Source organism: Paenibacillus pasadenensis DSM 19293, from assembly GCF_000422485.1.
Lineage (GTDB): Bacteria > Bacillota > Bacilli > Paenibacillales > Paenibacillaceae > Paenibacillus_O > Paenibacillus_O pasadenensis.
In genome coordinates this window covers 19019-40417 of sequence record NZ_KE383862.1, presented here as the reverse complement: position 1 = coordinate 40417, position 21399 = coordinate 19019, and the positions used below count along the sequence as shown (strand labels likewise).

At 63.9% G+C, this 21399-nt stretch carries 23 protein-coding genes; 13 read left to right on the top strand and 10 right to left on the bottom strand.

What is annotated here, in order from left to right; genetic code table 11:
• Positions 1 to 32 precede the first annotated feature (32 nt).
• Positions 33 to 485 carry a MarR family winged helix-turn-helix transcriptional regulator gene (locus H582_RS0124870; RefSeq protein ID WP_028600707.1) on the top strand — a complete coding sequence of 151 codons (453 nt, stop codon included), beginning with the start codon at positions 33 to 35 and terminating at the stop codon, positions 483 to 485.
• Between the two features lie 58 nt (positions 486 to 543).
• Positions 544 to 915, top strand: coding sequence for a VOC family protein (locus H582_RS0124865; RefSeq protein ID WP_228551218.1), 372 nt, complete (start codon positions 544 to 546; stop codon positions 913 to 915).
• 66 nt (positions 916 to 981) lie between these two features.
• Here the strand turns inward: H582_RS0124865 and ahpF are convergent, their stop codons facing one another.
• The 3 genes from ahpF to H582_RS0124850 all read right to left on the bottom strand — a co-directional run bounded on the left by ahpF (position 982) and on the right by H582_RS0124850 (position 4153).
• On the bottom strand, positions 982 to 2511 hold the full coding sequence (gene ahpF / locus H582_RS0124860) for an alkyl hydroperoxide reductase subunit F (RefSeq protein ID WP_028600705.1): 1530 nt from the start codon (positions 2509 to 2511) through the stop codon (positions 982 to 984).
• A 12-nt stretch (positions 2512 to 2523) separates the two neighbouring features.
• Positions 2524 to 3087 (bottom strand): alkyl hydroperoxide reductase subunit C, encoded by a 564-nt coding sequence (gene ahpC / locus H582_RS0124855; protein WP_028600704.1) that lies wholly within the window; start codon positions 3085 to 3087, stop codon positions 2524 to 2526.
• Between the two features lie 175 nt (positions 3088 to 3262).
• Positions 3263 to 4153 carry a LysR family transcriptional regulator gene (locus H582_RS0124850; RefSeq protein WP_028600703.1) on the bottom strand — a complete coding sequence of 297 codons (891 nt, stop codon included), beginning with the start codon at positions 4151 to 4153 and terminating at the stop codon, positions 3263 to 3265.
• A 137-nt stretch (positions 4154 to 4290) separates the two neighbouring features.
• Here H582_RS0124850 and H582_RS0124845 point away from each other — a divergent pair, with 137 nt between their 5' ends.
• The 8 genes from H582_RS0124845 (at position 4291) to H582_RS30590 (ending at position 13153) form a co-directional block, all read left to right on the top strand.
• A complete protein-coding gene (locus H582_RS0124845; protein ID WP_028600702.1) occupies positions 4291 to 5673 on the top strand; it encodes a GntP family permease in 1383 nt (460 codons plus the stop codon).
• A gap of 40 nt (positions 5674 to 5713) precedes the next feature.
• Positions 5714 to 6499: a 3-hydroxybutyrate dehydrogenase gene (locus H582_RS0124840; RefSeq protein WP_028600701.1), complete on the top strand. Its 786-nt coding sequence runs from the start codon at positions 5714 to 5716 to the stop codon at positions 6497 to 6499.
• A 41-nt stretch (positions 6500 to 6540) separates the two neighbouring features.
• Complete coding sequence (locus H582_RS0124835) at positions 6541 to 7266, top strand: CoA transferase subunit A (RefSeq protein ID WP_028600700.1); 726 nt, start codon at positions 6541 to 6543, stop codon at positions 7264 to 7266.
• On the top strand, positions 7263 to 7919 hold the full coding sequence (locus tag H582_RS0124830) for a 3-oxoacid CoA-transferase subunit B (RefSeq protein WP_028600699.1): 657 nt from the start codon (positions 7263 to 7265) through the stop codon (positions 7917 to 7919). The genes H582_RS0124835 and H582_RS0124830 overlap by 4 nt, the downstream gene beginning before the upstream one ends.
• Positions 7919 to 9109, top strand: a complete 1191-nt coding sequence (locus H582_RS0124825; protein WP_043112061.1) for an acetyl-CoA C-acetyltransferase — start codon at positions 7919 to 7921, stop codon at positions 9107 to 9109. The genes H582_RS0124830 and H582_RS0124825 overlap by 1 nt, the downstream gene beginning before the upstream one ends.
• A 170-nt stretch (positions 9110 to 9279) precedes the next feature.
• Entirely contained in the window at positions 9280 to 10191 is a 912-nt protein-coding gene (locus tag H582_RS0124820) for a hypothetical protein (RefSeq protein ID WP_028600697.1), read from the top strand.
• A gap of 32 nt (positions 10192 to 10223) precedes the next feature.
• The gene (locus H582_RS0124815; RefSeq protein WP_240479079.1) at positions 10224 to 11219 is read left to right on the top strand and encodes a phosphotransferase; all 996 of its coding nucleotides are present in this window, start codon (positions 10224 to 10226) and stop codon (positions 11217 to 11219) included.
• 86 nt (positions 11220 to 11305) lie between these two features.
• On the top strand, positions 11306 to 13153 hold the full coding sequence (locus H582_RS30590; protein WP_052333659.1) for an S-layer homology domain-containing protein: 1848 nt from the start codon (positions 11306 to 11308) through the stop codon (positions 13151 to 13153).
• 132 nt (positions 13154 to 13285) lie between these two features.
• Here the strand turns inward: H582_RS30590 and H582_RS29570 are convergent, their stop codons facing one another.
• From H582_RS29570 to H582_RS0124795, 3 genes are all read right to left on the bottom strand, one after another.
• A complete protein-coding gene (locus H582_RS29570; protein ID WP_052333658.1) occupies positions 13286 to 13771 on the bottom strand; it encodes a class I SAM-dependent methyltransferase in 486 nt (161 codons plus the stop codon).
• 194 nt (positions 13772 to 13965) lie between these two features.
• Positions 13966 to 14922: a hypothetical protein gene (locus H582_RS0124800; RefSeq protein WP_028600695.1), complete on the bottom strand. Its 957-nt coding sequence runs from the start codon at positions 14920 to 14922 to the stop codon at positions 13966 to 13968.
• On the bottom strand, positions 14882 to 15424 hold the full coding sequence (locus tag H582_RS0124795; protein ID WP_028600694.1) for an RNA polymerase sigma factor: 543 nt from the start codon (positions 15422 to 15424) through the stop codon (positions 14882 to 14884). Before H582_RS0124795 ends, H582_RS0124800 begins: the two co-directional genes overlap by 41 nt.
• A 209-nt stretch (positions 15425 to 15633) precedes the next feature.
• Here H582_RS0124795 and H582_RS29565 point away from each other — a divergent pair, with 209 nt between their 5' ends.
• Positions 15634 to 16182 (top strand): DUF2062 domain-containing protein, encoded by a 549-nt coding sequence (locus tag H582_RS29565; protein WP_052333657.1) that lies wholly within the window; start codon positions 15634 to 15636, stop codon positions 16180 to 16182.
• 92 nt (positions 16183 to 16274) lie between these two features.
• Here H582_RS29565 and H582_RS29560 read toward each other — a convergent pair whose 3' ends face one another.
• Positions 16275 to 17474, bottom strand: coding sequence for a PQQ-dependent sugar dehydrogenase (locus H582_RS29560; RefSeq protein WP_240479078.1), 1200 nt, complete (start codon positions 17472 to 17474; stop codon positions 16275 to 16277).
• A 96-nt stretch (positions 17475 to 17570) separates the two neighbouring features.
• Positions 17571 to 18287 carry a VOC family protein gene (locus H582_RS30585; protein ID WP_052333656.1) on the bottom strand — a complete coding sequence of 239 codons (717 nt, stop codon included), beginning with the start codon at positions 18285 to 18287 and terminating at the stop codon, positions 17571 to 17573.
• Between the two features lie 158 nt (positions 18288 to 18445).
• Between H582_RS30585 and H582_RS0124775 the strand changes: the two genes are divergently transcribed.
• The gene (locus H582_RS0124775; RefSeq protein WP_028600693.1) at positions 18446 to 19156 is read left to right on the top strand and encodes a MerR family transcriptional regulator; all 711 of its coding nucleotides are present in this window, start codon (positions 18446 to 18448) and stop codon (positions 19154 to 19156) included.
• 137 nt (positions 19157 to 19293) lie between these two features.
• On the opposite strand, the gene H582_RS32305 is transcribed toward H582_RS0124775, so the two are convergent.
• Complete coding sequence (locus H582_RS32305; RefSeq protein ID WP_028600692.1) at positions 19294 to 19746, bottom strand: hypothetical protein; 453 nt, start codon at positions 19744 to 19746, stop codon at positions 19294 to 19296.
• 13 nt (positions 19747 to 19759) lie between these two features.
• The gene (locus H582_RS32300) at positions 19760 to 20086 is read right to left on the bottom strand and encodes a hypothetical protein (RefSeq protein ID WP_052333655.1); all 327 of its coding nucleotides are present in this window, start codon (positions 20084 to 20086) and stop codon (positions 19760 to 19762) included.
• A 379-nt stretch (positions 20087 to 20465) separates the two neighbouring features.
• On the opposite strand from H582_RS32300, the gene H582_RS0124760 reads away from it, so the two are divergent.
• Complete coding sequence (locus tag H582_RS0124760) at positions 20466 to 21272, top strand: TerC family protein (RefSeq protein WP_028600690.1); 807 nt, start codon at positions 20466 to 20468, stop codon at positions 21270 to 21272.
• Positions 21273 to 21399: the final 127 nt, after the last annotated feature.

Below are 21399 nucleotides of genomic sequence, written 5' to 3'. Positions count from 1 at the left end.
GCATCATATCTGGAGGGGAAGGGGGAATTGCCATGAGCGAGCCCTGGGCGCTCAAAAGCAAGGACAGCTCGGAATCGCATGGCCCTTATATCTCGGCGATCTACCGTCACATGCAGGTGCTGATCTCCGCCGAGCTGGCGCCGCATCGCATCGGCAGCGGCCAGTACATGTTCCTCATGGCGATCGCGCAGCAGGAGCCGTTGACGCAAAAGGCCTTGAGCGAGAAGCTGCTGGTCGACAAGACGACGACGGCCAAGGCGATCGCCAAGCTCGAGGCGGAAGGGTATGTCCGAAGGGAAGCGGATCCTGCGGATCAGCGCTTTCAGCTGCTTTATTTGACGGAGGCGGGACGAGAGGTCGTGCCTCAGGTCCAGGAAGCGCTGAACCGCGTTCGGACCAAGACCGCCGCAGGCATCGACGAAGCGGAGTACGCCATGTTCATCCGTCTGCTGAAGACGGTGCTCGGCAACTTGACCGGGCTGTAGAGGCTAAGGTCCGCCTGCTGAAGAACCTGGCTTTTTCAAACCAAGGAGGAGGATGACGATGCTGGCTGCAGCTCCGTTTGTCGTCGTGGAGAATTGCGCGGAGGAAATCCGATTTTATCAAGGCGTCTTTGGAGGAGAGGTCGAGATTCTGCGAAGGCAGGGAGAAACGGTTCTGAACGCGGATCTGCACGTAGATGGAGTCGCCCTCAAGTTCGCCGACGTTCAAGCGGCGAAGCCGGTTCAGAAGGGCGACTATGTCCGGATCTTCCTCAAGCTCGGCACGGAGGAGGAGTTCCGCCGCGTCTATGGAGCCCTCGCTTCCGGCGGGGCGATCGTCACGGAGCTGTACGAGGCTCCGTTCAACGGCCTGCTGGCCATCGTCTCCGACCGGAACGGGGTCTGTTGGGTGCTGTCCTTTTATCGTGCGTGACAAAAAAAACCGCTCCCCGGGTCGAGAGGAGCGATCAGGCTCCCCTCTGCCGAGAAACGGTTCTTATTAGTTGCGGATCAGATAGTCGAACGCGCCGAGCGCCGCGGTCGCGCCCGAGCCCATCGAGATGATGATCTGCTTGAACGGGCTGTTCGTGCAGTCGCCTGCCGCGAACACGCCGGGCAGCGACGTCGCGCCGCGCGCGTCGACGATGATCTCGCCCATCCGGTTGCGCTCCACCGCGCCTCCGAGCCATTCGGTGTTCGGCACGAGGCCGATCTGCACGAATACGCCCTGCAGCTCGATGTGGCGGTCCTCGCCGGTCTCGCGGTCGGTGAACGTGATTCCGCTGAGCTTGTCCGTGCCGGTGAATTCCTTGGTCGCGACATTCGTGATGACCGTGACGTTCGGAAGCGAGTACAGGCGGTCCTGCAGCACGGAGTCGGCCTTGAGCTCGGTGTTGAACTCCAGCACGGTCACATGCTTGACGATGCCGGCCAGGTCGATCGCCGCTTCGACGCCGGAGTTGCCTCCGCCGATGACCGCGACATCCTTGCCGGCGAACAGAGGTCCGTCACAGTGCGGGCAGTACGCCACGCCCTTGTTCTTGAACTCGGCTTCGCCCGGCACGCCGACGTTGCGCCAGCGCGCTCCGGTCGACAGGATGACCGTCTTGCTGCGCAGCACGGCGCCGTTCTCGAGCTCGACCTCGACATAATCCTTCTTCTCCAGGCGGACCGCCCGTTGAAGCTTCATGATGTCGACGTTGTACTCCTTCACATGCTCCTCGAGGCTCGCGGCCAGCTTCGGACCTTCGGTGTACTTCGTGCTGATGAAGTTCTCGATGCCGACCGTGTCCATGATCTGGCCGCCGAAGCGCTCGGCGACGATGCCGGTGCGGATGCCTTTGCGGGCCGCATAGATCGCGGAGCTTGCGCCGGCCGGGCCGCCGCCGACGACGAGCACGTCGAACGGCTCCTTGCCGTTGAATTCCTCCGCGCTCGGAGCTTCGACGATCTTGGCCAGAATCTCCTCGATCGACATCCGGCCGCCGCCGAACGCCTCGCCGTTCAGGTAGACGGACGGCACGGCCATGACGCCGCGCTCCTCCGCTTCATCCTTGAACGCCGCGCCGTCGATCATCGTATGCGAGATGCCCGGATTGAGCACGCTCATGACGTTGAGGGCTTGGACGACATCCGGACAGTTGTGGCAGCTCAGGCTGACGAACGTCTCGAACTTGTACTCGCCCTTGATGCCCTTGATCAGATCGATGACGCTCTGGTCGACCTTCGGCGCGCGGCCGCTGACTTGCAGCAGCGCCAGCACGAAGGACGTGAATTCATGGCCGAGCGGGATGCCGGCAAAGACGATTCCCGTATCCTCGCCCGGGCGGTTCACGCTGAAGCTCGGCGTGCGCGGCAGCTCCGCTTTTTCCACCCGGATGCGGGGGCTCATGGCGACGATCTCGTCCATCAGGCCGAGCATGTCCTGCGACACCGCGTCGGTGCCCGCGCTGACCTGGATATGCACGTCGCCTTCCATGAGTCCCATGTATTGGGCTAGCTGTGCCTTGATATCTCCGTCAAGTACCATTGGAAATGCCCCTTAGATCTTGCCTACGAGGTCAAGGCTAGGCTTCAGCGTCGTGCCGCCTTCTTGCCATTTCGCAGGGCAGACTTCGCCTGGATTGTTGCGCACGTATTGAGCGGCTTTGATCTTGTTGACGAGCGCGCTCGCGTCGCGGCCGATGCCGCCGGCATTGATCTCGACCGTCTGGATGACGCCGTCCGGATCGATGATGAACGTGCCGCGGTCGGCCAGGCCGTCCGCTTCGATCAGCACGTCGAAGTTGCGGGAGATCGTGTGCGTCGGATCGCCGATCATGATGTACGTGATCTTGCCGATCGTCTCGGAGCTGTCATGCCAAGCCTTGTGCGTGAAGTGCGTGTCGGTCGAGACGGAATATACTTCCACGCCGAGCGATTTCAGCGTTTCATATTGGTCTTGCAGGTCGCCGAGCTCGGTCGGGCATACGAAGGTGAAGTCGGCCGGGTAGAAGCAGACGACGCTCCATTTGCCTTTGAAGTTCTGCTCCGTTACGTCGATGAAATTGCCGTTCTGGTACGCTTTCGCGCTAAAAGGTTTTACTTCAGTTCCGATCAGGGACATGATATGGTTCCTCCTTGGAGTGTTTTTATAATGATTACAATCTAATATTAATTTTGTTGAGAATGACTGTCAAGTAGACATCCCTCGCTTCCTCGAAAAATCATCGCATTCCGCCGCCAATTGTGGCCGGCTCGACACGCTTTTGGTCATCTTTCCCGGTTGCGGGGCCTCCGATTCACTCTTTCATTCCTTCCGACAATCGAATGAACTTAATGAACGAACGCACGGAATGGGGCACGTAATTGTCCCTCGGCCAGATGACGTCCAGCTGCCAGGGAATGACGGGATCGTCCAGCTGCACGAAGCGGATGCGCGGGTCAGTGATCTTGCTGCAGATGACGTCGGGCACGATCGAGATGCCGACGCCGGCCGCGACCATCTCCGCCATGAGGTCCCACTGGGAGCTGGAATGAAGGATCTGCGGCTCGTAGCCGGCCGCCTGGCAGGCGCGCAGCACGAGCTGCCGCACGGCGAAGCCGTACGAGAACAGGATGAACGGCTCCTGCTCAAGCTCCCGGATCGACGCGGCTTCCCGGCCGGCGAGCGGATGCGCCTCGTGCACGAGCAGCGCGAGCCGCTGCCGGATGAACGGCACGGAGTGGAACGCCTGCGCGTTCACAGGGCCGACGACGACCCCGATATCGAGCTCCCCGCTCAGCAGCAGCGACTCGATCTTCTTCGCGCCCTCCTCGGTCACCTGGAAGCTCACATTGGGGAATTCCCGTTGAAAGGGAGGAATGACGCGGGGGAAAAAGACGGAGCCGATGACGGGAGGCAGGCCGATCGCGATGCTGCCCGTCTTGAGCTCCGCGACGTCGTCCATGGCGGTGTGCAGATCCTGCACGGCGCGCAGCACGGCGGGGATCTGGCGGATGGCGGCGGCGCCGGAGTCCGTCAGCTTGAGCTGCTTGCCGGAGCGGTCGAACACCGGGGCGCCGAGCTCGTCCTCCACCGAGCGGACGATCTTGCTGAGCGTCGGCTGGGACAGATGGAGCGTCTCGGCCGCTTTGGTCATGTTCTGCTGCTTGGCGATCTCCAGCAGGTAGGAAAGATGTCTAAGTTCCAAGCCGAATAGCTCCATTCATAGAATTATGGAATGGCAATGATTCGATGTCTGAATTTTACCTTTTCGCCGAGCAGGTTGTAAACTGAGACGGAACGAAATGAAAGCGTTTTACAACCCGAGGCAGAGGAGCCATGTCTATGTTCCTAGAAGTTTTCGCCATCCTGCTCGCGCTTGGCCTGCTCATGCTTTTCGCCTATCGAGGGTTCCCGGTCATCGTATTCGCGCCGATCTTCACGCTGCTGGCCGTCGTCATCTCGGGCAAGGCGCTGCTGCCGAGCTACACCGAGGTGTACATGACCAACGCGGCCAGCTACATCAAGACGTATTTCCCGGTCTTCCTGCTCGGCGCGATCTTCGGCAAGGCGATGGAGCTGAGCGGAGCGGCCTCGTCGATCGCCCACGCGATCGTGAGATCGCTCGGCAGCAAGCGGGCGATGCTGGCGGTCGTCCTCGCCTGCGCCGTGCTGACGTACGGCGGCGTCTCGCTGTTCGTCGTCGCTTTTGCCGTGTATCCGTTCGCGGCGGCCATCTTCCGGGAAGGCAACATCCCGAAACGGCTCATCCCCGGCACGATCGCGCTCGGCGCGTTCACGTTCACGATGGACGCGCTGCCCGGCACGCCGCAGATCCAGAACATCATCCCGACCGCCTACTTCGGGACGGACGCCTATGCGGCTCCGGTCGTCGGCATCATCGGCGGCGCGCTCATCTTCGCGGCCGGCCTGTACTGGCTGGAGCGCCGCCGCAAGCAGGCCGAGCTCGCCGGCGAGGGCTACGGCGACAACCACAAGAACGAGCCCGAGGCGGCGGAGGAGACGAACTATCCGAAGCTGTGGCTGGCGCTGCTGCCGCTGGCGCTCGTGCTGGTGCTGAACTTCCTGCTGAGCCGCGGCGCGCTGACCGTCACGACGTGGTATGACGAGGAGCTGCTCCAGTCGTTCAACATCGCGAACGTCAAGTCCGTCTCCTCGATCTGGGCGCTCATCATCGCGCTGACGGTCGGCGTCATCGCCGCGCTTTGCATCAACGTCCGCCAGGTGAAGGGCAAGCTCGCCGCCGGCCTGACGGCAGGCGCGATGGGCGCGCTGCTGGCGATCTTCAACACCGCCTCCGAGGTCGGCTTCGGCAACGTCGTCAAGACGCTGCCCGGCTTCCAGGCGATCCAGAACGGCATCCACAGCATGAACGGGGCGCCGCTGCTGTCGGAAGCCGTCTCGGTCAACCTGCTCGCCGGCATCACCGGCTCCGCCTCCGGCGGCCTGTCGATCGCGCTGGAGGTCATGAGCAAGACGTATCTCGATGCGGCGAACGCGATGGGCATCAGCCCCGAGCTGCTGCACCGGATCGCCTCGATGGCGTCCGGAGGCATGGACACGCTGCCGCATAACGGCGCCGTTATCACGCTGCTCGCGATTACCGGCTTGACGCATCGCCAGTCGTACAAGGACATTTTCGCCATCACGATCATCAAGACGGTCGTCGTATTCGCGCTCGCCGCGGTGCTGACCGTCATCGTCTAGATCGCTTCACAGCATCAGAGGAATGGAGGCCTGAATCCATATGCAGCCGGAGATGAAAGGAAGGGTCGCACTCGTCACGGGCGCGGCCAGCGGCATCGGACTCGAGATTGCCCGCAAGCTGTCGGCGGAGGGAGCGGCGGTCGTGCTGACCGACATCCGCGGGGAGGCGGCGGAGCAGGCGGCCGCCTCGCTCCAGGACGTAGGCGGAGAGTGCCTCGGCCTCGCCTGCGACGTCACCGACGAAGGCCAGTACGCGCAGGCGATCGCCCGCGCGGAGGCGGCCTACGGCCGGCTGGACATCCTCGTCAACAACGCCGGCCTGCAGCATGTCGCTCCGATCGAGGAATTCCCCGTGGAGAAATTCGACTTCATGCTGCGGGTCATGCTGACGGGGGCGTTCATCGGCATCAAGCATGCGTTCCCGATCATGAAGCGCCAGCAGTACGGCCGCATCCTCAACATGGCGTCGATCAACGGCGTCATCGGCTTCGCCGGCAAAGCGGCCTACAACAGCGCCAAGCACGGCCTGATCGGCCTGACCAAGGTGGCGGCGCTCGAGGGCGCGGCCCACAACATCACGGTGAACGCGCTCTGCCCGGGCTACGTCGACACGCCGCTCGTGCGCGGGCAGCTCGAGGACCTGTCCCGCACGCGCGGCGTTCCGCTGGAGCGGGTGCTGGAGGACGTGCTGTACTCGCTCATTCCGCAGAAGCGGCTGCTCTCCGTGGAGGAGATCGCCGACTTCGCCTCGCTCATCGCCGGGGACCGGATGCGCGGCGTCACCGGCGCGACGCTGCTGATCGACGGCGGCTACACCGCGCAGTAGAGCGGGAGGGCCGGGGCGCGACAACAGAAAGGATGGAACTTATGAGCAAGACATGGGCTTCGGCTGCGGACGCCGTGCGCGATATCCCGGACGGATCGACGCTGATCGTCGGCGGATTCGGCCTATGCGGCATCCCCGAGACGCTCATCCAGGCGCTGGTCGAGCAGGGGACGAGCGGCCTCACGGCCGTCAGCAACAACTGCGGCGTCGACGACTGGGGGCTCGGGCTGCTGCTGCGGACGAAGCAGATCCGCAAGATGGTCTCCTCCTATGTCGGGGAGAACAAGACGTTCGAGAGCCAGTACCTGAGCGGGGAGCTGGAGGTCGAGCTCGTCCCGCAAGGGACGCTCGCGGAGCGCATCCGCGCCGGAGGGGCGGGCATCCCCGGCTTCTACACGCCGACCGGCGTCGGCACGGTCGTCGCGGACGGCAAGGAGCAGAAGGAATTCGACGGCCGGACCTACCTGCTCGAACGAGGCATCGTCGGCGACTTCGCCCTCGTCAAGGCGTGGAAGGCGGATACGCTCGGCAACCTCGTCTACCGCAAGACGTCGCGCAACTTCAATCCGCTCGCGGCAGCCGCGGGCCGGATCACGATCGCGGAGGCCGAGGAGATCGTGCCGGCAGGCGCGCTCGATCCGGACGAGATCCATACGCCGGGCGTCTACGTGCAGCGGGTTGTCCAGGGCTTCGGCTATGAGAAGCGGATCGAGCGCTTGACCGTGCGCGGCGCAGGCGTCCAAGTCCAAGGGAGGGAAGGCCGATGAGCGGCAGCCGAAGCGCGATCGTCATGCGGGCGGTGCAGGAGATTCAGGACGGCATGGTCGTCAATCTCGGCATCGGCATGCCGACGCTGGTCGCCAACCATATTCCGGCCCGCATGCAGGTGCTGCTGCAGTCGGAGAACGGGCTGCTCGGCATCGGGCCGTACCCGCTGGAGGGCGAGGCCGATCCCGACCTCATCAACGCGGGCAAGGAGACGGTGACGGCCGTGCCGGGCGCGTCCTATTTCGACAGCGCGGAGTCGTTCGCCATGATCCGGGGCGGCCACGTCGAGCTCGCGATCCTCGGCGGCATGGAGGTGTCGGAGCAGGGCGACCTCGCCAACTGGATGATTCCCGGCAAGATGGTCAAGGGCATGGGCGGCGCGATGGATCTCGTGCACGGAGCGCGGCGCGTCGTCGTCGTCATGGAGCATATGAGCAAGCACGGAGAGTCCAAGGTCAAGGCCGCCTGCACGCTGCCGCTGACCGGGCAGCGGGTCGTCGACCGGCTCATCACGGACTTGGCCGTATTCGACTTCACCGAGCAGGGAATGGTGCTCGTGGAGCTGCAGGAGGGCGCGACGCTGGAGCAGGTGCGGGACCATACCGAGGCCCGCTACGCGGTCGCAGCGGAATTGGAGAGGGGGAGAGCGTGATGTCGAGCTTGCATGAAGCGGTCATCGTCAGCGCCGTCCGCACGCCGATCGGCAGCTTTCAGGGGGCGCTCGCCGAGGTGCCGGCGCCCGAGCTGGGCGCGGCGGCGATCCGGGAGGCGCTCGCCCGGGCGGGCGTCGGCCAGGAGCAGGTGGACGAGGTTATCCTCGGCCACGTGCTGCAGGCGGGAGTGGGACAAAATCCGGCTCGCCAGGCGTGGCTGAAAAACGGCTATTCGTCCTCGGTGCCAGCGGCGGCCGTCAACAAGGTGTGCGGCTCCGGCCTCAAGGCCGTCATGCTGGCCGCGCAGGCGATCCGGCTCGGCGACGCCGAGATCGTCGTGGCCGGCGGCATGGAATCGATGAGCCAGTCTCCCTACCTGCTGCCCGGCGGGCGGACCGGCCTGCGCCTCGGCGACGCCAAGCTCGTCGACTCGATGATCCGGGACGGGCTCTGGTGCGCGATGGGCGACATCCATATGGGGGAGACGGCCGAGAACATCGCGGACAAGTACGGCATCGGCCGCCAGGAGCAGGACGAGTTCGCGGCATGGAGCCAGCAAAAGGCCGAGGCGGCGATCGCGGCCGGCCGCTTCGCCGAGGAGATCGTGCCGGTGGCCGTCCCTCGCCGCAAGGGCGAGCCGCTGTCGGTCGGCGCCGACGAGCATCCGCGCGCCGGCACGACGGCGGAGTCGCTCGGCCGGCTGCGCCCGGCGTTCCGCGCGGGCGGCACTGTCACGGCCGGCAACGCGTCCGGCCTGAACGACGGCGCGGCCGCGCTCGTCGTCATGTCGGCGGAGCGGGCGGCCGCGCTCGGCCTGAAGCCGCTCGCCGCCATTCGCGGCTACGCGAGCGCCGCGCTCGACCCGGCCTTCATGGGGCTCGGCCCCGTGCACGCGACGCGCCGGCTGCTGGAGCGGACAGGAGTGTCGATGGGCGACATCGACTTGTTCGAGATGAACGAGGCGTTCGCGGCGCAGGCGATCGCCGTCGGCCGCGAGCTCGAGCTGCCGCCGGAGAAGCTCAACGTGAACGGCGGCGCCATCGCGCTCGGGCATCCGATCGGCGCGAGCGGCGCCCGCATCCTCGTCACGCTGCTGCATGAGCTGCGCCGCCGCGAGGGCCGGCTCGGCCTCGCCTCGCTCTGCATCGGCGGCGGGCAAGGCGTCTCCATGCTGGTGGAGGCGCTGTAGGCTCTGCTCCGCAGCGAACGCTTGTCGATGAGAAGGTCAGCACAGAGGTCTGTGACGGCTGCCTAGGGGGCAGCTGGCGCAGGCCTTTTGGCTGTCCTGCTGGACGAGCCGCCGGCATGTTCAAATCGCGCCTTTCCCGCTATGCTTAACCTTTAAGGAGGGGGAGGAGAATGGAAAAGTCAGCGTTCTACGGCAGGTGGGCCTGTCAAAAGATGATTGAGTCGGCTTCGTCGAACCTATGGGACGGCCACTGGGCGTGCGCGGTCCTCTCCATGGCCCGGCTGCTGGACGAGCAGCTTCTGCCCGGGGGTCTGGAGCCTTTGGTCCGCCGCAATCTCGATCAGATCGTCAAGGAGAAGGGAAACCAGGGCATCTATGACGATGAAGGGGAGCCGAAGATCGGCTTTCGGCCGGAGCTGCTGCGCGTGTTGATTCGAAATGGCGGCAAAGACAACTCGCTTGGCCACGATGCCATCTACGCGTCCTACATGCTCGACTTGATCGAGCGCTCCGGCATTCCGGCGACGCAAGAGCTGTTCGACGCGATGGCGACGATGCTGCAGGGCTTTGCCGACTCCGGTCCCGGTTATGTCACGATCAACGGCATCCATACGGTCGTTCAACCCGGCGAGGTGCCGGAAGCGGAAAATCAGCCTGAGCTTGCTCCATCATCCGTACTGGAGCTGTTCCATGCTTTCTCCAGACCGGAACGGATGGAGAGAGGAGACATGCAGCTCGGCCATCTGCTGACGCACGGACATGCCGTCGTGGAGCTGAAGCGGGCCTTGAGTGCCGAGGCTCTGGAGGAGCACGGGCCGATTCTGGAGCAGTCTTTTTTCAAAAGAACAGCCCTGTTGGCTTATGCGAATGCGCTCGAAAAGGAAGAGACGGAATCCGCTTCAAACGCCGTGGCCGGCGCGCGTAATCCGCTGGAGCCGTCTTATTGGGAAGAAGCCCTTGCGGACAGCCGGCACGGGCATTACGGCAAATACGCTTACAGCTACCTCAGGCTCTGCCGCTTGGCCGGATTCCGCCCGGAGAATTTCCAGTCGTTCAGCCGGATCCTGCCAGCGCTGGCATGAAGGCTCCCGGACCGGATGAAGGAGCGACAACGATGCGGATGATGGAATCCTGGATGAGCCGGCTGTGGCCGGAGTGGAGCGGAACGCTGCGGCGGCGGAGCGGCGGGTGGAACAACAGCACGTATTTTGTTGAAGGCAGTGCCGGGCGCGCGGTGCTGCGCATCTACGAGACGCATCGCGACCGGGACAAGATCGAGTTCGAGCACGAGGTGCTGAAGCGGCTGGCGGAGCTCTCCTTGCCGTTTCAGGTGCCGCAGCCGATCCCGGCCCGGAACGGGGCGACCGTGGCCGAGACGGAGGACGACCCTTCCAAGCTCGCTTGCTTGTTCCGCTATATCGAAGGCGACTCCCCGGCGGAGGAGGAGTCGGGCTACGAGGCGTCGTTCGGCGAAGCGGCGGGCCTGTTGTCGGCGGCGCTTGCCGGCGTCCGCCCGAGCTTGTCTCCGGCGTATCGCCCGTATTACGAGCTGAGAGCGGCCTATCCGCTTTGCACTGACGAAGCGCTGCGCGAGCTGTGCTTCGATCCGCCCGAGCCTTTCCGCCATCTGGCTGCGGAGCTCGGGGCGCTATATGAGGCGTGCGGAGACATCTTCGGTCGCCTGGCGGAGCTGGAGCGGCTGCCGCATCAGCTCGTGCACGGAGATCTGAACGCGTCGAACCTGCTGCTGCGGCAGGCGGATCGCCGGCAGGTAGCCGCGCTGCTCGACTTCGAGTTCTGCGCGTGGGATTTGCGGGCGATGGAGCCGGCGGTCGTTCTTTCCGGCCTCGTCGGACATCCGGAGGAAGAGGCGGCGGCGCAAGCGTTCTGGCGCGGCTTCAGCGGCGTCGTCCGGCTGTCCCGCGAGGAGATGGAAGCGGTGCCTTTGCTGATGCAGCTCCGCAAAGTAGACGTATTCCTGCACTTCGTCAGCCGCTTCTGGGAAGGCACGGATGAAGCGCCCGTGCTCCGCGAGCAGGTCCGGATGCTCGCCGCGGATCTGGGCCGGCTGTCGTCGAGCTCGCGGCGGATGATGCGGGGCGGCGAATGATTTCGCCTCGCCTCTTATAAGACCTCCGGCCTATGCCGATAGATCCCTTTGAAAGATTTGATTTAAAAAAGGGAGGAATAGTCTGAATGAGGAAAAGCAGGAGTCTGATCCTGGGGCTCGCCCTGGCGCTGAGCTTGCCGGGAACGACTGCGCTCGCGGCCAAAACATCGGCTGACTTCAAAGACTTGCAGGATCTCGATGCCGCGACGAAAGCGAAGATTGACGCGCTGCTCAGCGCGGGCGTGTTCAACGGCGTGAGCCAGGACACGTTCGACTTGAAGAGCGAAATGAACCGCGCCCAGTTCGCCAAGGTCGCTGCGCTGATTTTCGGCCTGAAGGTCGACTCGGGCCTGAAGATGTCCAGCTTCAGTGACGTCAAGCCGGACGACAAGGGAAACGGCTATGCGTTGCCTTACATCGAGGCCCTCAAGAACGCGGGCATCGCGGAAGGATATGGCGGCGGAAGGTTCGACCCGGCAGGAAAGGTCACGAAAGAGCAGCTCGCCACGTTCCTGGTGAGGGGCCTTGGCAAGGATGACGACGCCAAGTCGGCTCCCGGCGTGGACGACCAGACCGTTTCGGACTGGGCCAAAGGCTACGTCGAGCTCGCCCTGGAGCTGAAGCTGCTGAGCAACGGCGCGGACGGAAAATTCGGCGGAGGCTCCAACGCGACCCGCGATCTGCTCGTGCTGGGCGCTTATGAGGCGAAGGAGCAATACGTTCCGCGTGGCGCCACGCCAACGCCGACTCCTTCGCCGAGCCTGACGCCGACGCCGAGCGCCTCGCCAAGTCCAAGCCCGACGCCGAGCGCAGCGCCGCCTATCGTGTGGCCGACGCCGGAGCCGACATCGACGGCAACGCCGACCGTTCAGCCGACGCCAACCGCGTCGTCGACACCGACGGCAACACCGACGCCAACCGCGTCGCCGACACCGACCCCGGCGCCAGCCATCACGGGGCTTACGGTGGAATCCGGAACGGTAGCCGGCTCGGTGCGTCTCGTCTACGAAGCGGTCTCGGGCAACGGCCTGCGTTTCGTCCATCAGCCAGGTCCGTTCGTGACGCCGAAGGTCGGATCCTCCGCGGCCGAGATCGGCAGCGAATATGAGACGGGCGCCGATATTCGGGGCGTCTATGAGGGCGAGCATATCGGCGTCTATGAGGTCAACGCCTCCACCGGCGCAGTCGTCCGGTTCAGCGACATCGCGCTGACGGCCGCGCAGATCGGTGTGGCGGCAGAACAGCTGCTGCATACGCAATTCTATGTTTCAGCAGGTTCCGTTCCCGGCACGGCCAAGCTGACGCTGGTGAACCCGAGCAGCGTAGGCGCAGAGAAATGGCGTATCCGCACAGTTGGGGAAAATGTGTATACTCCGGCGTCGGGAGCCTTTTTCGATGGCGTCGATTATGCATCCGGCCAAGACATTGACCTCGACACAGAGCATCCGCTCATCCTGGTGGCGGCCACCGATGCAGACAATCGCGTTATCCGTTACGCTGTGGCGGTTTACATTCCAGAACCTGCCGTTGAGGTCACTTTGGGTCCGCTCCATGCCGGTGTAGGCCAGTTGAGCCTTCGTGCAAGCGGAGAACTGCATGCCGACACGACCTCCCTGACAAATACCGCTGATTTGCTGGAATCTATCTCCATCGGCGGTGAATCGGCTCCGGGCTGGATTCAATCCAGCTTCGTAATATGGGATTCCATGACCTCCACTTTCCTTGTGCAGCTTCCCGAGGCGACGTTTGCATCAGGTCAAACCGTCGTTGTGACGCTCAAGCCGGGAGCTTGGAAGGATGTTTCCGGAGCTGTGCTGGAGCAGACCTCTTGCGCAGGCGTAGTCGAGCTGACGGTTCCGCCAGTGATTCCGCCGATCCCACCAATTCCACCGATCCCGCCGATCCCACCGATCCCACAGATTCCGCCGGTATAACCAACAAGATCTCCTCCAATCCCTTCATGAGCGAGACTCGACCAACGCAAGGAGCTGCCGCATCTGCCAAGATGCCGCAGCTCTTTTTTGCCGTTGGGGCGTCATCGGCCTGCGGCGCATATCAGGCAGAACTCAGGACCGCTTGACCGCCAGGCAATAATGGACGTTGTCGAAGGCGGCCAGCGGCTCGCCCGTCCGGCTGGCGTTGCAGGCAGCGAGCAGCCGGGCGTCGATGTCAGCAGGCGTCAGATGCTCGTACGCGAGCAGTCCCGCCTCCTCCAGCAGCGACTCCAGCTCGGCAGAGGAGTAGGAGGAGACCATCGGCTCGCCGGCCTGCGCCGCCATCATCACCTGCTTGCGGGCGCGCTCGCAGGCCTTTGGCGTGAAGGTCAGCTCGTCGGGGTAGTCGAACGCGAAGCCGCTGCCTGCAGGCAGCAGGTTCGCCAGCTTCCGCAGCAGACGGAGAAACGCCTCCTGCGGCAAGTAGTAGCTGAGGCCGAGCACGCTGACGAAGGTCAAGCGGGTCGGGTCGAAGGCTGCGCAGTCGAGCAGCCGCTCCGGCCAATCCGTCGCGACCAGGGAAGCGAAAGCGCCTTGGTTGGCGGAACCCTGGTGCATCGACCCGACCAGGGAGTTGAAAGTGCCTTAGTTGGCGAAAATCCGGTGCATCGACCCGACCAGGGAGTCGAAAGTGCCTTGGTTGGCGAAACTCGGGCGTATCGACCCGACCAGGGAGTCGAAAGCGCTTCTGACTCGCGCCAGGTTCATAGATCCACGTCGCAGCCATAAAGCCTGCCGATAAGCGGAGCGTCTCACGGCAGCATGCTGGCCGCCATGGCGCTCAGTTCGTTCTTGTCGGCCTCCGCATCCTGCTCGCGAGTGCGGCCGATCAGATGGATGAGCAGCGGTTCGGCCCCGGAGTCGTCGACAAACGTCAGCTTCGGAAGGGAAGGATCGAACCACGCTTGATGCGTTCCGATCGACACCGGCTCCAAGCGGTCGGGATCCAGGCTGTTCATAGCTCCGTTCGCTCCTGGACGGATGTTCACCTCGATGCCGGGCATCCCTTCCACATCCGTGCGGGAGTAGGAAAGGCTGATCCAGCCGGCATCGCGGCTCAGGCTCGTTTTCCGCAGCGCGTAGCCTTCCGGGGAAGCCTTCGCTTCCGCGTAGAGCGCTTCGAGCTGCTCGATGTCGAGCTGCTCCGACGTCTCGAAGAGGACTCTTCCTTCCAGAAAGCGGCTGCCGGCTGGCGGAGAAGGGAGCGGGAAGCGCGTGTCGGTGGCCGCCAGAAGCTCCTCGATCGACGAGAAGCGGAATTCGATGTTCAGCGGGTCATAATAGCGATCGATCTCATACGCTTCGGCGACCAGCAGAATCGCGCTCTCACCCGGCTGCAGGCCGGCCTCCGCCTTTCGCTTCAACTGCCTGTAGCCGGGGGATTCCATCAGCAGGCGGGCCTTCTCATCCTTGGCCTGCTGCTCGTCCGGCGTCTCGGTCAGGACAGGAGGATTGGCCGATGCCGGCCGCTCCTCCGGCCGCTCCGTCCTTTCCGTCCAGGAGAGAGCGAGCAGGAGCAGGGCTGCGCTGAGCGGCACGAGCAGCGCAGCTGGAATCCAGAGCGCAAGCCGGCGGCCGAGCGAGCGCGTCCTTTTCGCATGAGGAAGCGGCAGCTGCAGCGGAGATGGAGAAGGAATCGTCTCCTGGCGCAGCGCGGAGGCGAATTCCTCAAAGGAACGAAACGGGACGGGCTTTCGATTGGGCATCATGGCTGCTTCCTCCTTCCGGCCCGCAGGCCTGTCTGATGGTCCGCCGCGCCCGCTCGAAACGCTTGCGGACCGCCCCGGCGGTCGTCTGCGCGATTTCCGCGATGTCCTCGTAGGAGCGCTCCTCCACGATCCGCAGCACGACGATCGACCGGTCAAGCGGGGAGAGCAGCGCCAGCAGCTCCTCGACCGGATGGGCTCCTGGCGGGGGAGCGTCGCTGGCCGCTTCCGTTTCCCTTTTGACCAGAGCGAGCAGGAAGCTCAGGCGGTTCTTTCGCTTCATGACATTGAGGCAGTGGCGATGGGCGATCTTGTACAGCCAGGCGCGGGCATTGGAGATGTCGGCGATGCCCCTGGGCCTTCGCATGGCTTGAAAGAAGGCCTCCTGCACGGCATCCTCCGCCTCCTGCTTATGCCGCAGCATGTGATAGCAGTAAGAGAAGAGCGGCTGGCGATGCAGCTTGACGAGTTGTTCCCATGACGCTAGGTTCGGTTCGGATTCCATGCAGCACCTCTTATCCTGAAGTCGGTTCTACCCGATATGACAATCGGAGATGGTCATTTGAGACAGAATAAGGGAAATTATTCTAGAAGAAAAGAGAGTACGCGCTCCCAGCCGTAGCCGGTGCGCAACCATTCGCCGCTTGCGGCTGGCTTCGCTTGGCCTGCTTTTGGTAAGATGGGGCGAGATTTCGAAGCAAGGGAGGGGATCGAATGAAGCTTGCGGCGCTCAAGAGAGGATTGGTCTACCAGACGCTTCGCCTGCTTCGGCAGCGGCAAGGCTCCCATCGCGTCGCGCTCGGCTTCGCGCTGGGGTTCCTGCCCTGCTGGTTCCCGACCTTCGGCGCGGACGTGCTGCTGGCGCTGGCGCTGCTGCGGCTGTGCCGCGGCAATATGGCGGCCGGCATGTTCGCCGTCCTTTTCGGCACGCTGTTATGGCCGATTCTGTTCTACGTCAATTATGCCGTGGGACATGCCGTGCGCAGAGGGCTGCGCCAGCCCGCCGACCCGGAGGTTCGGGACATTCTCGCCGATCCGGCAGAGGAGCTCCGCTACGACGAAACGGTCGAGAGCCTGGGCGAGCTCGGCGGGGCCGGGCTGGACTTCCTGACCGGCGCCCTGCTGAACAGCGTCCTCGGCGCGCTGCTGCTCTACCTCCTCTTCCGTCTGCTGTGGACGCGCTGCCGCGCGCCGCTGCTGCGCCGGGCGAGGGCCTGGCGGGCGCGCTCCGCCGGAGGCAAGCGCATCTCGCCGTCCTCCTGAGGGCAAGCGCAAAAACCGCCTCGCAAAGCGAGGCGGCGAATGGAATCGCGAAGGGCATGCTCCAAGCGCGCGCTGGCGCCTTGTAGCGATCGTCACGGCGATGGCGACGGCTGCGGAACGAGCGCGACGATCCGGTCGTCGTTGTCCGCCGGGTTGCCGCGCGACCGGTTGCTCGTCAGCACGTACAGCGTGCCGTCCGGGGCTTCGACGATCGAGCGCAGCCGGCCCCACTCTCCTTCGAAGAAAGGCTCGATCGACGATACGCTTCCGTCCGCCGCAAGGGAAGCCTGCAGCAGCCGCTCTCCCCGCAGCGCGGAGACGAGCAGCCGGCCCTTCCACGGCCCGTCTGTCAGGAAGGCCATGCCCGACGGAGCCCACGTCTCGTCGCCGCTATGCGCGGCCGGAACCTGCAGCGGCTGGCCGTCTGCGGCCTCGCCGCTCTCGTCGCCCTCCACGTCCGGCCAGCCGTAGTTGGCGCCGGGGCGGATGCGGTTGATCTCGTCATGCGCCGATTGGCCGTGCTCGGAGCTGTACAGCTCGCCGCTCTCTGGATGCCAGGCGAGGCCCTGCGGGTTGCGGTGGCCGAGGCTGTAGACCGGCGATCCGGGAAAAGGGTTGTCCGCCGGAACCGACCCGTCCGGCTGCAGCCGGAGGATCTTGCCGGCCAGGCTGTCCGGATCCTGCGCCAGCTCCGGCTCGGACGCGTCGCCGGTCGTCGCGTACAGCATGCCGTCCGGGCCGAAGCGCAGCCGGCCGCCGTTATGATTGACCGCTCCCGGAATCGAATCGAGCAGCACCTGGTCGATGGCCGCCTTGCCGCCTTCGATGCGCAGGCGCAGCACGCGGTTCAGGATGCGGCCCTGCTCTTCGTAGGAGTGGTAGGCGTAGGCGTAGCCGTTGTCGGCAAAAGCCGGATCAAGAGCGAGGCCGAGCAAGCCGCCTTCTCCTCCATCCGGACCTTCGACCTCCAGCAGCGGCTCCTCGCGGAGCCGGCCATCCTCGATGACCCGCAGCGCTCCCGGGCGCTCGGTGAAGAAGATGCGGCCGTCCGGAGCAAGGGCGATCTCCCACGGCAGGTCCAATCCTTCTGCGAGGACGGTCGGCTCATAGGGAAAGCGATCCGCGCTTTCCGCCGCCTCCGAGGGCGGCGCGGCGGAAGGTATGGCTCCGGACGAGCTGGCAGGCGGCGCGGCTCCTCCGTCCTGCCGCAGCTGCTCGGACGGGGCGCAGCCGCAAAGCAGCAGGACGGCGGCGGCCGTCCCGAGTCCTTTTCGATGCAGGGTCGTCAGCAAATCGATCTCCTCCTAGTCCGCTCCGCCGGACAGGCAGGAGAAGACGGTTTGCCCTCATTGTACCCGAACGGGCGGGGGAGGAATCAGCAGCGGGCCTTACTTCTCGTCCAGGATGGACCGCTGCCGGGAGATCCGGTTCCAATCTGCCGAATCGGTTCCATGAGCGGCGATCAGCTCGTCGAGCTTGTCGCCGAGCCGCGGATCTGCAGCTTGGTGCTGGTGCAGCTGGATATCCATCGCCACCAGCAACAGCTTGGCCAGATCGAGCTCCTCGACCTCCATCGACGTCAGATCTGACGGAAAAAACTTCTGCAGCATGGCAGAGGCGGAGGAGACATCCTCCTTGGAATACATCAAATCGTAAAGGATGCCGAAGGAGTGGGCATGCTCATCGCTGGCAAGGTTCCGGAAAAAGGCGGGAGATTCGTGCAGCTCCTCGTTCGGCGTCCCGATGAAGAGCGTGTTTCCCCCCATATCCGTCATCATGAACCGCCGATCCTCCTTCAAGTGCTTCATTTTGGAAATTCTAGGGACGCCGGTTCGAGGAATTTTGCCCAAGGCCATTTTTATCGAGCTTGTGAACTGCTCATAGACGAGATCGACTTCATCGACTTGTACATAGCACATCTGAGGATTTTCGCTCGGGACCGTCTTCTTGCTTCCATAAAAGTGCAGCTCGAGCGATCCGAGCCGGAGCACCGCGTAGGAATGGGGACGAGGGGAGATGTAGGCCAGGGTGAAGCCCAGCTTTTCGTAAAAGGAAATTTGATCCTTCAGAGACGGGCAAGGCAAAATGGGGATGATCTTGTTCATGGGGATCGGCACCTTCCTTTGAAGAGAATGTACTTCCATCGTATACTATTGGTGCAAATGCTAAGGTAGGTCGGGTTTAAATCCGGTGCTGCCTGGAAAAACGACTGTAAAGCCGTCATATGCTTGAACCTTCCATGATAGGGGGAGGAGGAGGCGGGATGAGAGGAATCGACATCGCCCGGAGCCTGAATATCAGCACGAGCGCGCTGCGGCATTACGAAGCCTGGGGGCTCGTCCCTCGGATCGAGAGATCGGCAAGCGGGTATCGCGTCTACACCCGGGAACATGAAGCCTATTTTCAATGCATCCGCGCGTTGATTCCCGGATTCGGCATGGAGCTGGTCCGGCGCATCATGCCGCTCGTCCAGCAGGGAAAGAAGCTGGATGTCCTGTGGCTGCTCAACGAGGCCCAAGTCCGCCTCCATGCGGAGAAGGAAACGGTCCAAAGAACGGTGGAGATGCTTGATCTCCAAGCGCTGCATGAACCGTCCCTGCGCGGCGGTAAAAGCTCGTATACGATCGGAGAAGCCGCCGAGGAAGCGAAGGTATCCGCTTCCGCCATTCGGCATTGGGAGAAGGAAGGACTGATTCGGCCCGAGCGCCGGCCCGACAACGGGTTCCGCATCTATCGCCCCTCGGACATCCGCAAGCTGCTCGTCATCCGCACGGTTCAACGAGTCGTCTATTCCCTGGATGTCGTTCGCAAGGTCCTGTCCGAGCTCGACAACCATGACGCGGCGCAGGCCAAGGAAATTGCGCTTCAGTCCCTTCATTACCTGGACGGGGTGCTCGTCGAGCAGATGCGGGGGATCGCATGCTTGCAGAGCCTGCTTGACTCGGCTCACGAAAAAGAGGGGCGGCAGGAATGACCCCGCCTTCTCTCCTTTTGAACGGGCGCCCGATGCGGCCGCAATTTCGGCGCTCTCTTTTCGGACGGCGGCAAAAGCCCCCGTCGCCGGCGAGCGCCGGCAGACGGGGGCTTTTGCGAAAGGCAGGGCTGCCTCGGTCAATAGCAGCTGAACGAGTCGATGCGGCTCAGGTCGAGGCCGGAGAACATCCAGAACAGGCCGTTCCAGCGGAAGCCGGACACCGAGGTGCGGCCGACGAACACCGGATAGAACCAGAAGCCGGGGCCGTTCGACGGCCAGACGTAGGTGTAGCGCAGCACGCAGCCGGAGATGGCGCCGGGGTCGATCGCCAGCGCTCCCGCCGTCAGCGGCTTGATCGGAATCGCCTGCGGCGGCGGCGAGGACGGCGGCTGCGGTCCGCCGCCCGGCCCGCCCGGCATTCCGCCAGGTCCCGGGAAGCCTCCGCCAGCACCGGGGAAGCCGCCTGGACCCGGTCCGGGAGGCGGTCCAGGGAAGCCGCCTCCGCCTCCGGGGAATGGAGGCGGACCCGGCGTGCCCGGGAACAGGCCGCCGAGGCCGCCCGGCTGGTTGGGGGGAAACAATAGCGCCATGCAACTTCCTCCTTTAGATCAGCGTGATGGCCAGCAGGTCGAACAGGACGAGCGGCAGGATGACGTTGTTGTAGAAGTACGGATTCGGCGGGCCGGGCAGGAACGCGCGGCTGAGGCCTTCGTTCGACAGCTGCAGGAACATGATGCTGCGGTCGCACAGCACGATCTTCCCCTCGTAGACGTCGCCGTCCATCGTCTCGACCTTGACGAGGCGGTAGGCGTGCTCTGCGCACAGCGCCTGCAGGCGCTGCTTGACGCCGAGCAGCGTTTCATGATGGTCGGACTCGCAGTGGTACACGCGCGTCGGTGCCGGCGTTGGCGCGGAGTCGTACGGATGCATGGGCATGACCTCCGTTTTCTGGGCATAGCCTAGCGTATGCGCCCGCCCAGACAGAGGTGACGCCCCCCGGTTTAGGCGTCCCGGACCGCGGGTAGAAAGAAGAGAATCTTTTTTTTCGCAAGAAGTGAAACCAAGCTCTGCAAGCGCGCGTATACCGTTCTGATTGCAACGCTCGGCCTAATCGCATAAGACTCCGAAGGGGAGTAACTGGTACAGTAAAGTCGTCAATCCGAGAGCGCGAGCTCTCCGGCTTTATTGGCAGCGCCGCATAATTCGGCGCTGTTGGTGAGACCTTTGTCCATGAGGCTGTTTCCTCATCGGCAAGGGTCTTTTTGCATTCTTCCGGGCACATCCGATTTCATTCAAAGGAGGAAAGGACATGGATTTCGCATTGCTGATGGAGTACGGATGGGTGCTGCTCGTCCTGATCGCGCTGGAGGGCCTGCTCGCGGCGGACAACGCGCTCGTGCTGGCCATCATGGTCAAGCATCTGCCGGAACAGCAAAGGAAGAAGGCTTTGTTCTACGGCTTGGCGGGGGCGTTCGTGTTCCGCTTCGCGTCGCTGTTCATCATCTCGTTCCTGGTCGACGTCTGGCAGGTGCAGGCGATCGGCGCGCTCTATCTGCTGTTCATCGCCGCCAACCACATCTACCGCAAGGTGATCGTCAAGAGAGCGAAGCAGGAAGTCGAGCCGCATACGGCCGCCGAGCCGAAAAAATCCGGCTTCTGGGGCACCGTCATCAAGGTCGAGCTGGCGGACATCGCCTTCGCGGTCGACTCGATCCTCGCTGCCGTCGCGCTCGCCGTCGCCTTGCCGGAGACGCCGCTGCCGCAAATCGGCGGCATGGACGGAGGCCACTTCGCCGTCATCTTCCTGGGCGGATTCATCGGCCTGCTGATCATGCGCTTCGCGGCCAATGCCTTCGTGAAGCTGCTGGAGGCGCGGCCTTCGCTCGAGATCGCGGCCTTCGTCATCGTCGGCTGGGTCGGCGTCAAGCTGGCGGTTCACACGCTGGCGCATCCTTCGCTGCATGTCATCCCGCATGACTTTGCCGAGTCGACCGGCTGGAAGCTCATCTTCTACGGCGTGCTCGTCGCCGTCGCCGTAGGCGGCTGGTTCCTGTCGGGCCGCAAAACCGGCAAGCAGGACGAGGCGAAGCCGGTGCCGGCCGAGTTCCCGGAGTAAGCTAAGCTTTAAGCCGAGCGCGTTCAACAGCCGCACTCCCCTGCAGGGGAGTGCGGCTGTTTCCGTTTCCGGCCTCGTTTTCTGCATCGCCGGGCGCCGCTCTTGCGTATGCAGACGATCAGAACCT

Coding starts and splice junctions, on each gene's coding strand:
- H582_RS0124870 (WP_028600707.1), top strand. CDS start 33: ATGAGCGAGCCCTGGGCGCTCAAAAGCAAGGACAGCTCGGAATCGCAT.
- H582_RS0124865 (WP_228551218.1), top strand. CDS start 544: ATGCTGGCTGCAGCTCCGTTTGTCGTCGTGGAGAATTGCGCGGAGGAA.
- ahpF (WP_028600705.1), bottom strand. CDS start 2,511: ATGGTACTTGACGGAGATATCAAGGCACAGCTAGCCCAATACATGGGA.
- ahpC (WP_028600704.1), bottom strand. CDS start 3,087: ATGTCCCTGATCGGAACTGAAGTAAAACCTTTTAGCGCGAAAGCGTAC.
- H582_RS0124845 (WP_028600702.1), top strand. CDS start 4,291: ATGTTCCTAGAAGTTTTCGCCATCCTGCTCGCGCTTGGCCTGCTCATG.
- H582_RS0124840 (WP_028600701.1), top strand. CDS start 5,714: ATGCAGCCGGAGATGAAAGGAAGGGTCGCACTCGTCACGGGCGCGGCC.
- H582_RS0124835 (WP_028600700.1), top strand. CDS start 6,541: ATGAGCAAGACATGGGCTTCGGCTGCGGACGCCGTGCGCGATATCCCG.
- H582_RS0124830 (WP_028600699.1), top strand. CDS start 7,263: ATGAGCGGCAGCCGAAGCGCGATCGTCATGCGGGCGGTGCAGGAGATT.
- H582_RS0124825 (WP_043112061.1), top strand. CDS start 7,919: ATGTCGAGCTTGCATGAAGCGGTCATCGTCAGCGCCGTCCGCACGCCG.
- H582_RS0124820 (WP_028600697.1), top strand. CDS start 9,280: ATGGAAAAGTCAGCGTTCTACGGCAGGTGGGCCTGTCAAAAGATGATT.
- H582_RS0124815 (WP_240479079.1), top strand. CDS start 10,224: ATGCGGATGATGGAATCCTGGATGAGCCGGCTGTGGCCGGAGTGGAGC.
- H582_RS30590 (WP_052333659.1), top strand. CDS start 11,306: ATGAGGAAAAGCAGGAGTCTGATCCTGGGGCTCGCCCTGGCGCTGAGC.
- H582_RS29570 (WP_052333658.1), bottom strand. CDS start 13,771: ATGCACCAGGGTTCCGCCAACCAAGGCGCTTTCGCTTCCCTGGTCGCG.
- H582_RS0124800 (WP_028600695.1), bottom strand. CDS start 14,922: ATGATGCCCAATCGAAAGCCCGTCCCGTTTCGTTCCTTTGAGGAATTC.
- H582_RS0124795 (WP_028600694.1), bottom strand. CDS start 15,424: ATGGAATCCGAACCGAACCTAGCGTCATGGGAACAACTCGTCAAGCTG.
- H582_RS29565 (WP_052333657.1), top strand. CDS start 15,634: ATGAAGCTTGCGGCGCTCAAGAGAGGATTGGTCTACCAGACGCTTCGC.
- H582_RS30585 (WP_052333656.1), bottom strand. CDS start 18,287: ATGAACAAGATCATCCCCATTTTGCCTTGCCCGTCTCTGAAGGATCAA.
- H582_RS0124775 (WP_028600693.1), top strand. CDS start 18,446: ATGAGAGGAATCGACATCGCCCGGAGCCTGAATATCAGCACGAGCGCG.
- H582_RS32305 (WP_028600692.1), bottom strand. CDS start 19,746: ATGGCGCTATTGTTTCCCCCCAACCAGCCGGGCGGCCTCGGCGGCCTG.
- H582_RS32300 (WP_052333655.1), bottom strand. CDS start 20,086: ATGCATCCGTACGACTCCGCGCCAACGCCGGCACCGACGCGCGTGTAC.
- H582_RS0124760 (WP_028600690.1), top strand. CDS start 20,466: ATGGATTTCGCATTGCTGATGGAGTACGGATGGGTGCTGCTCGTCCTG.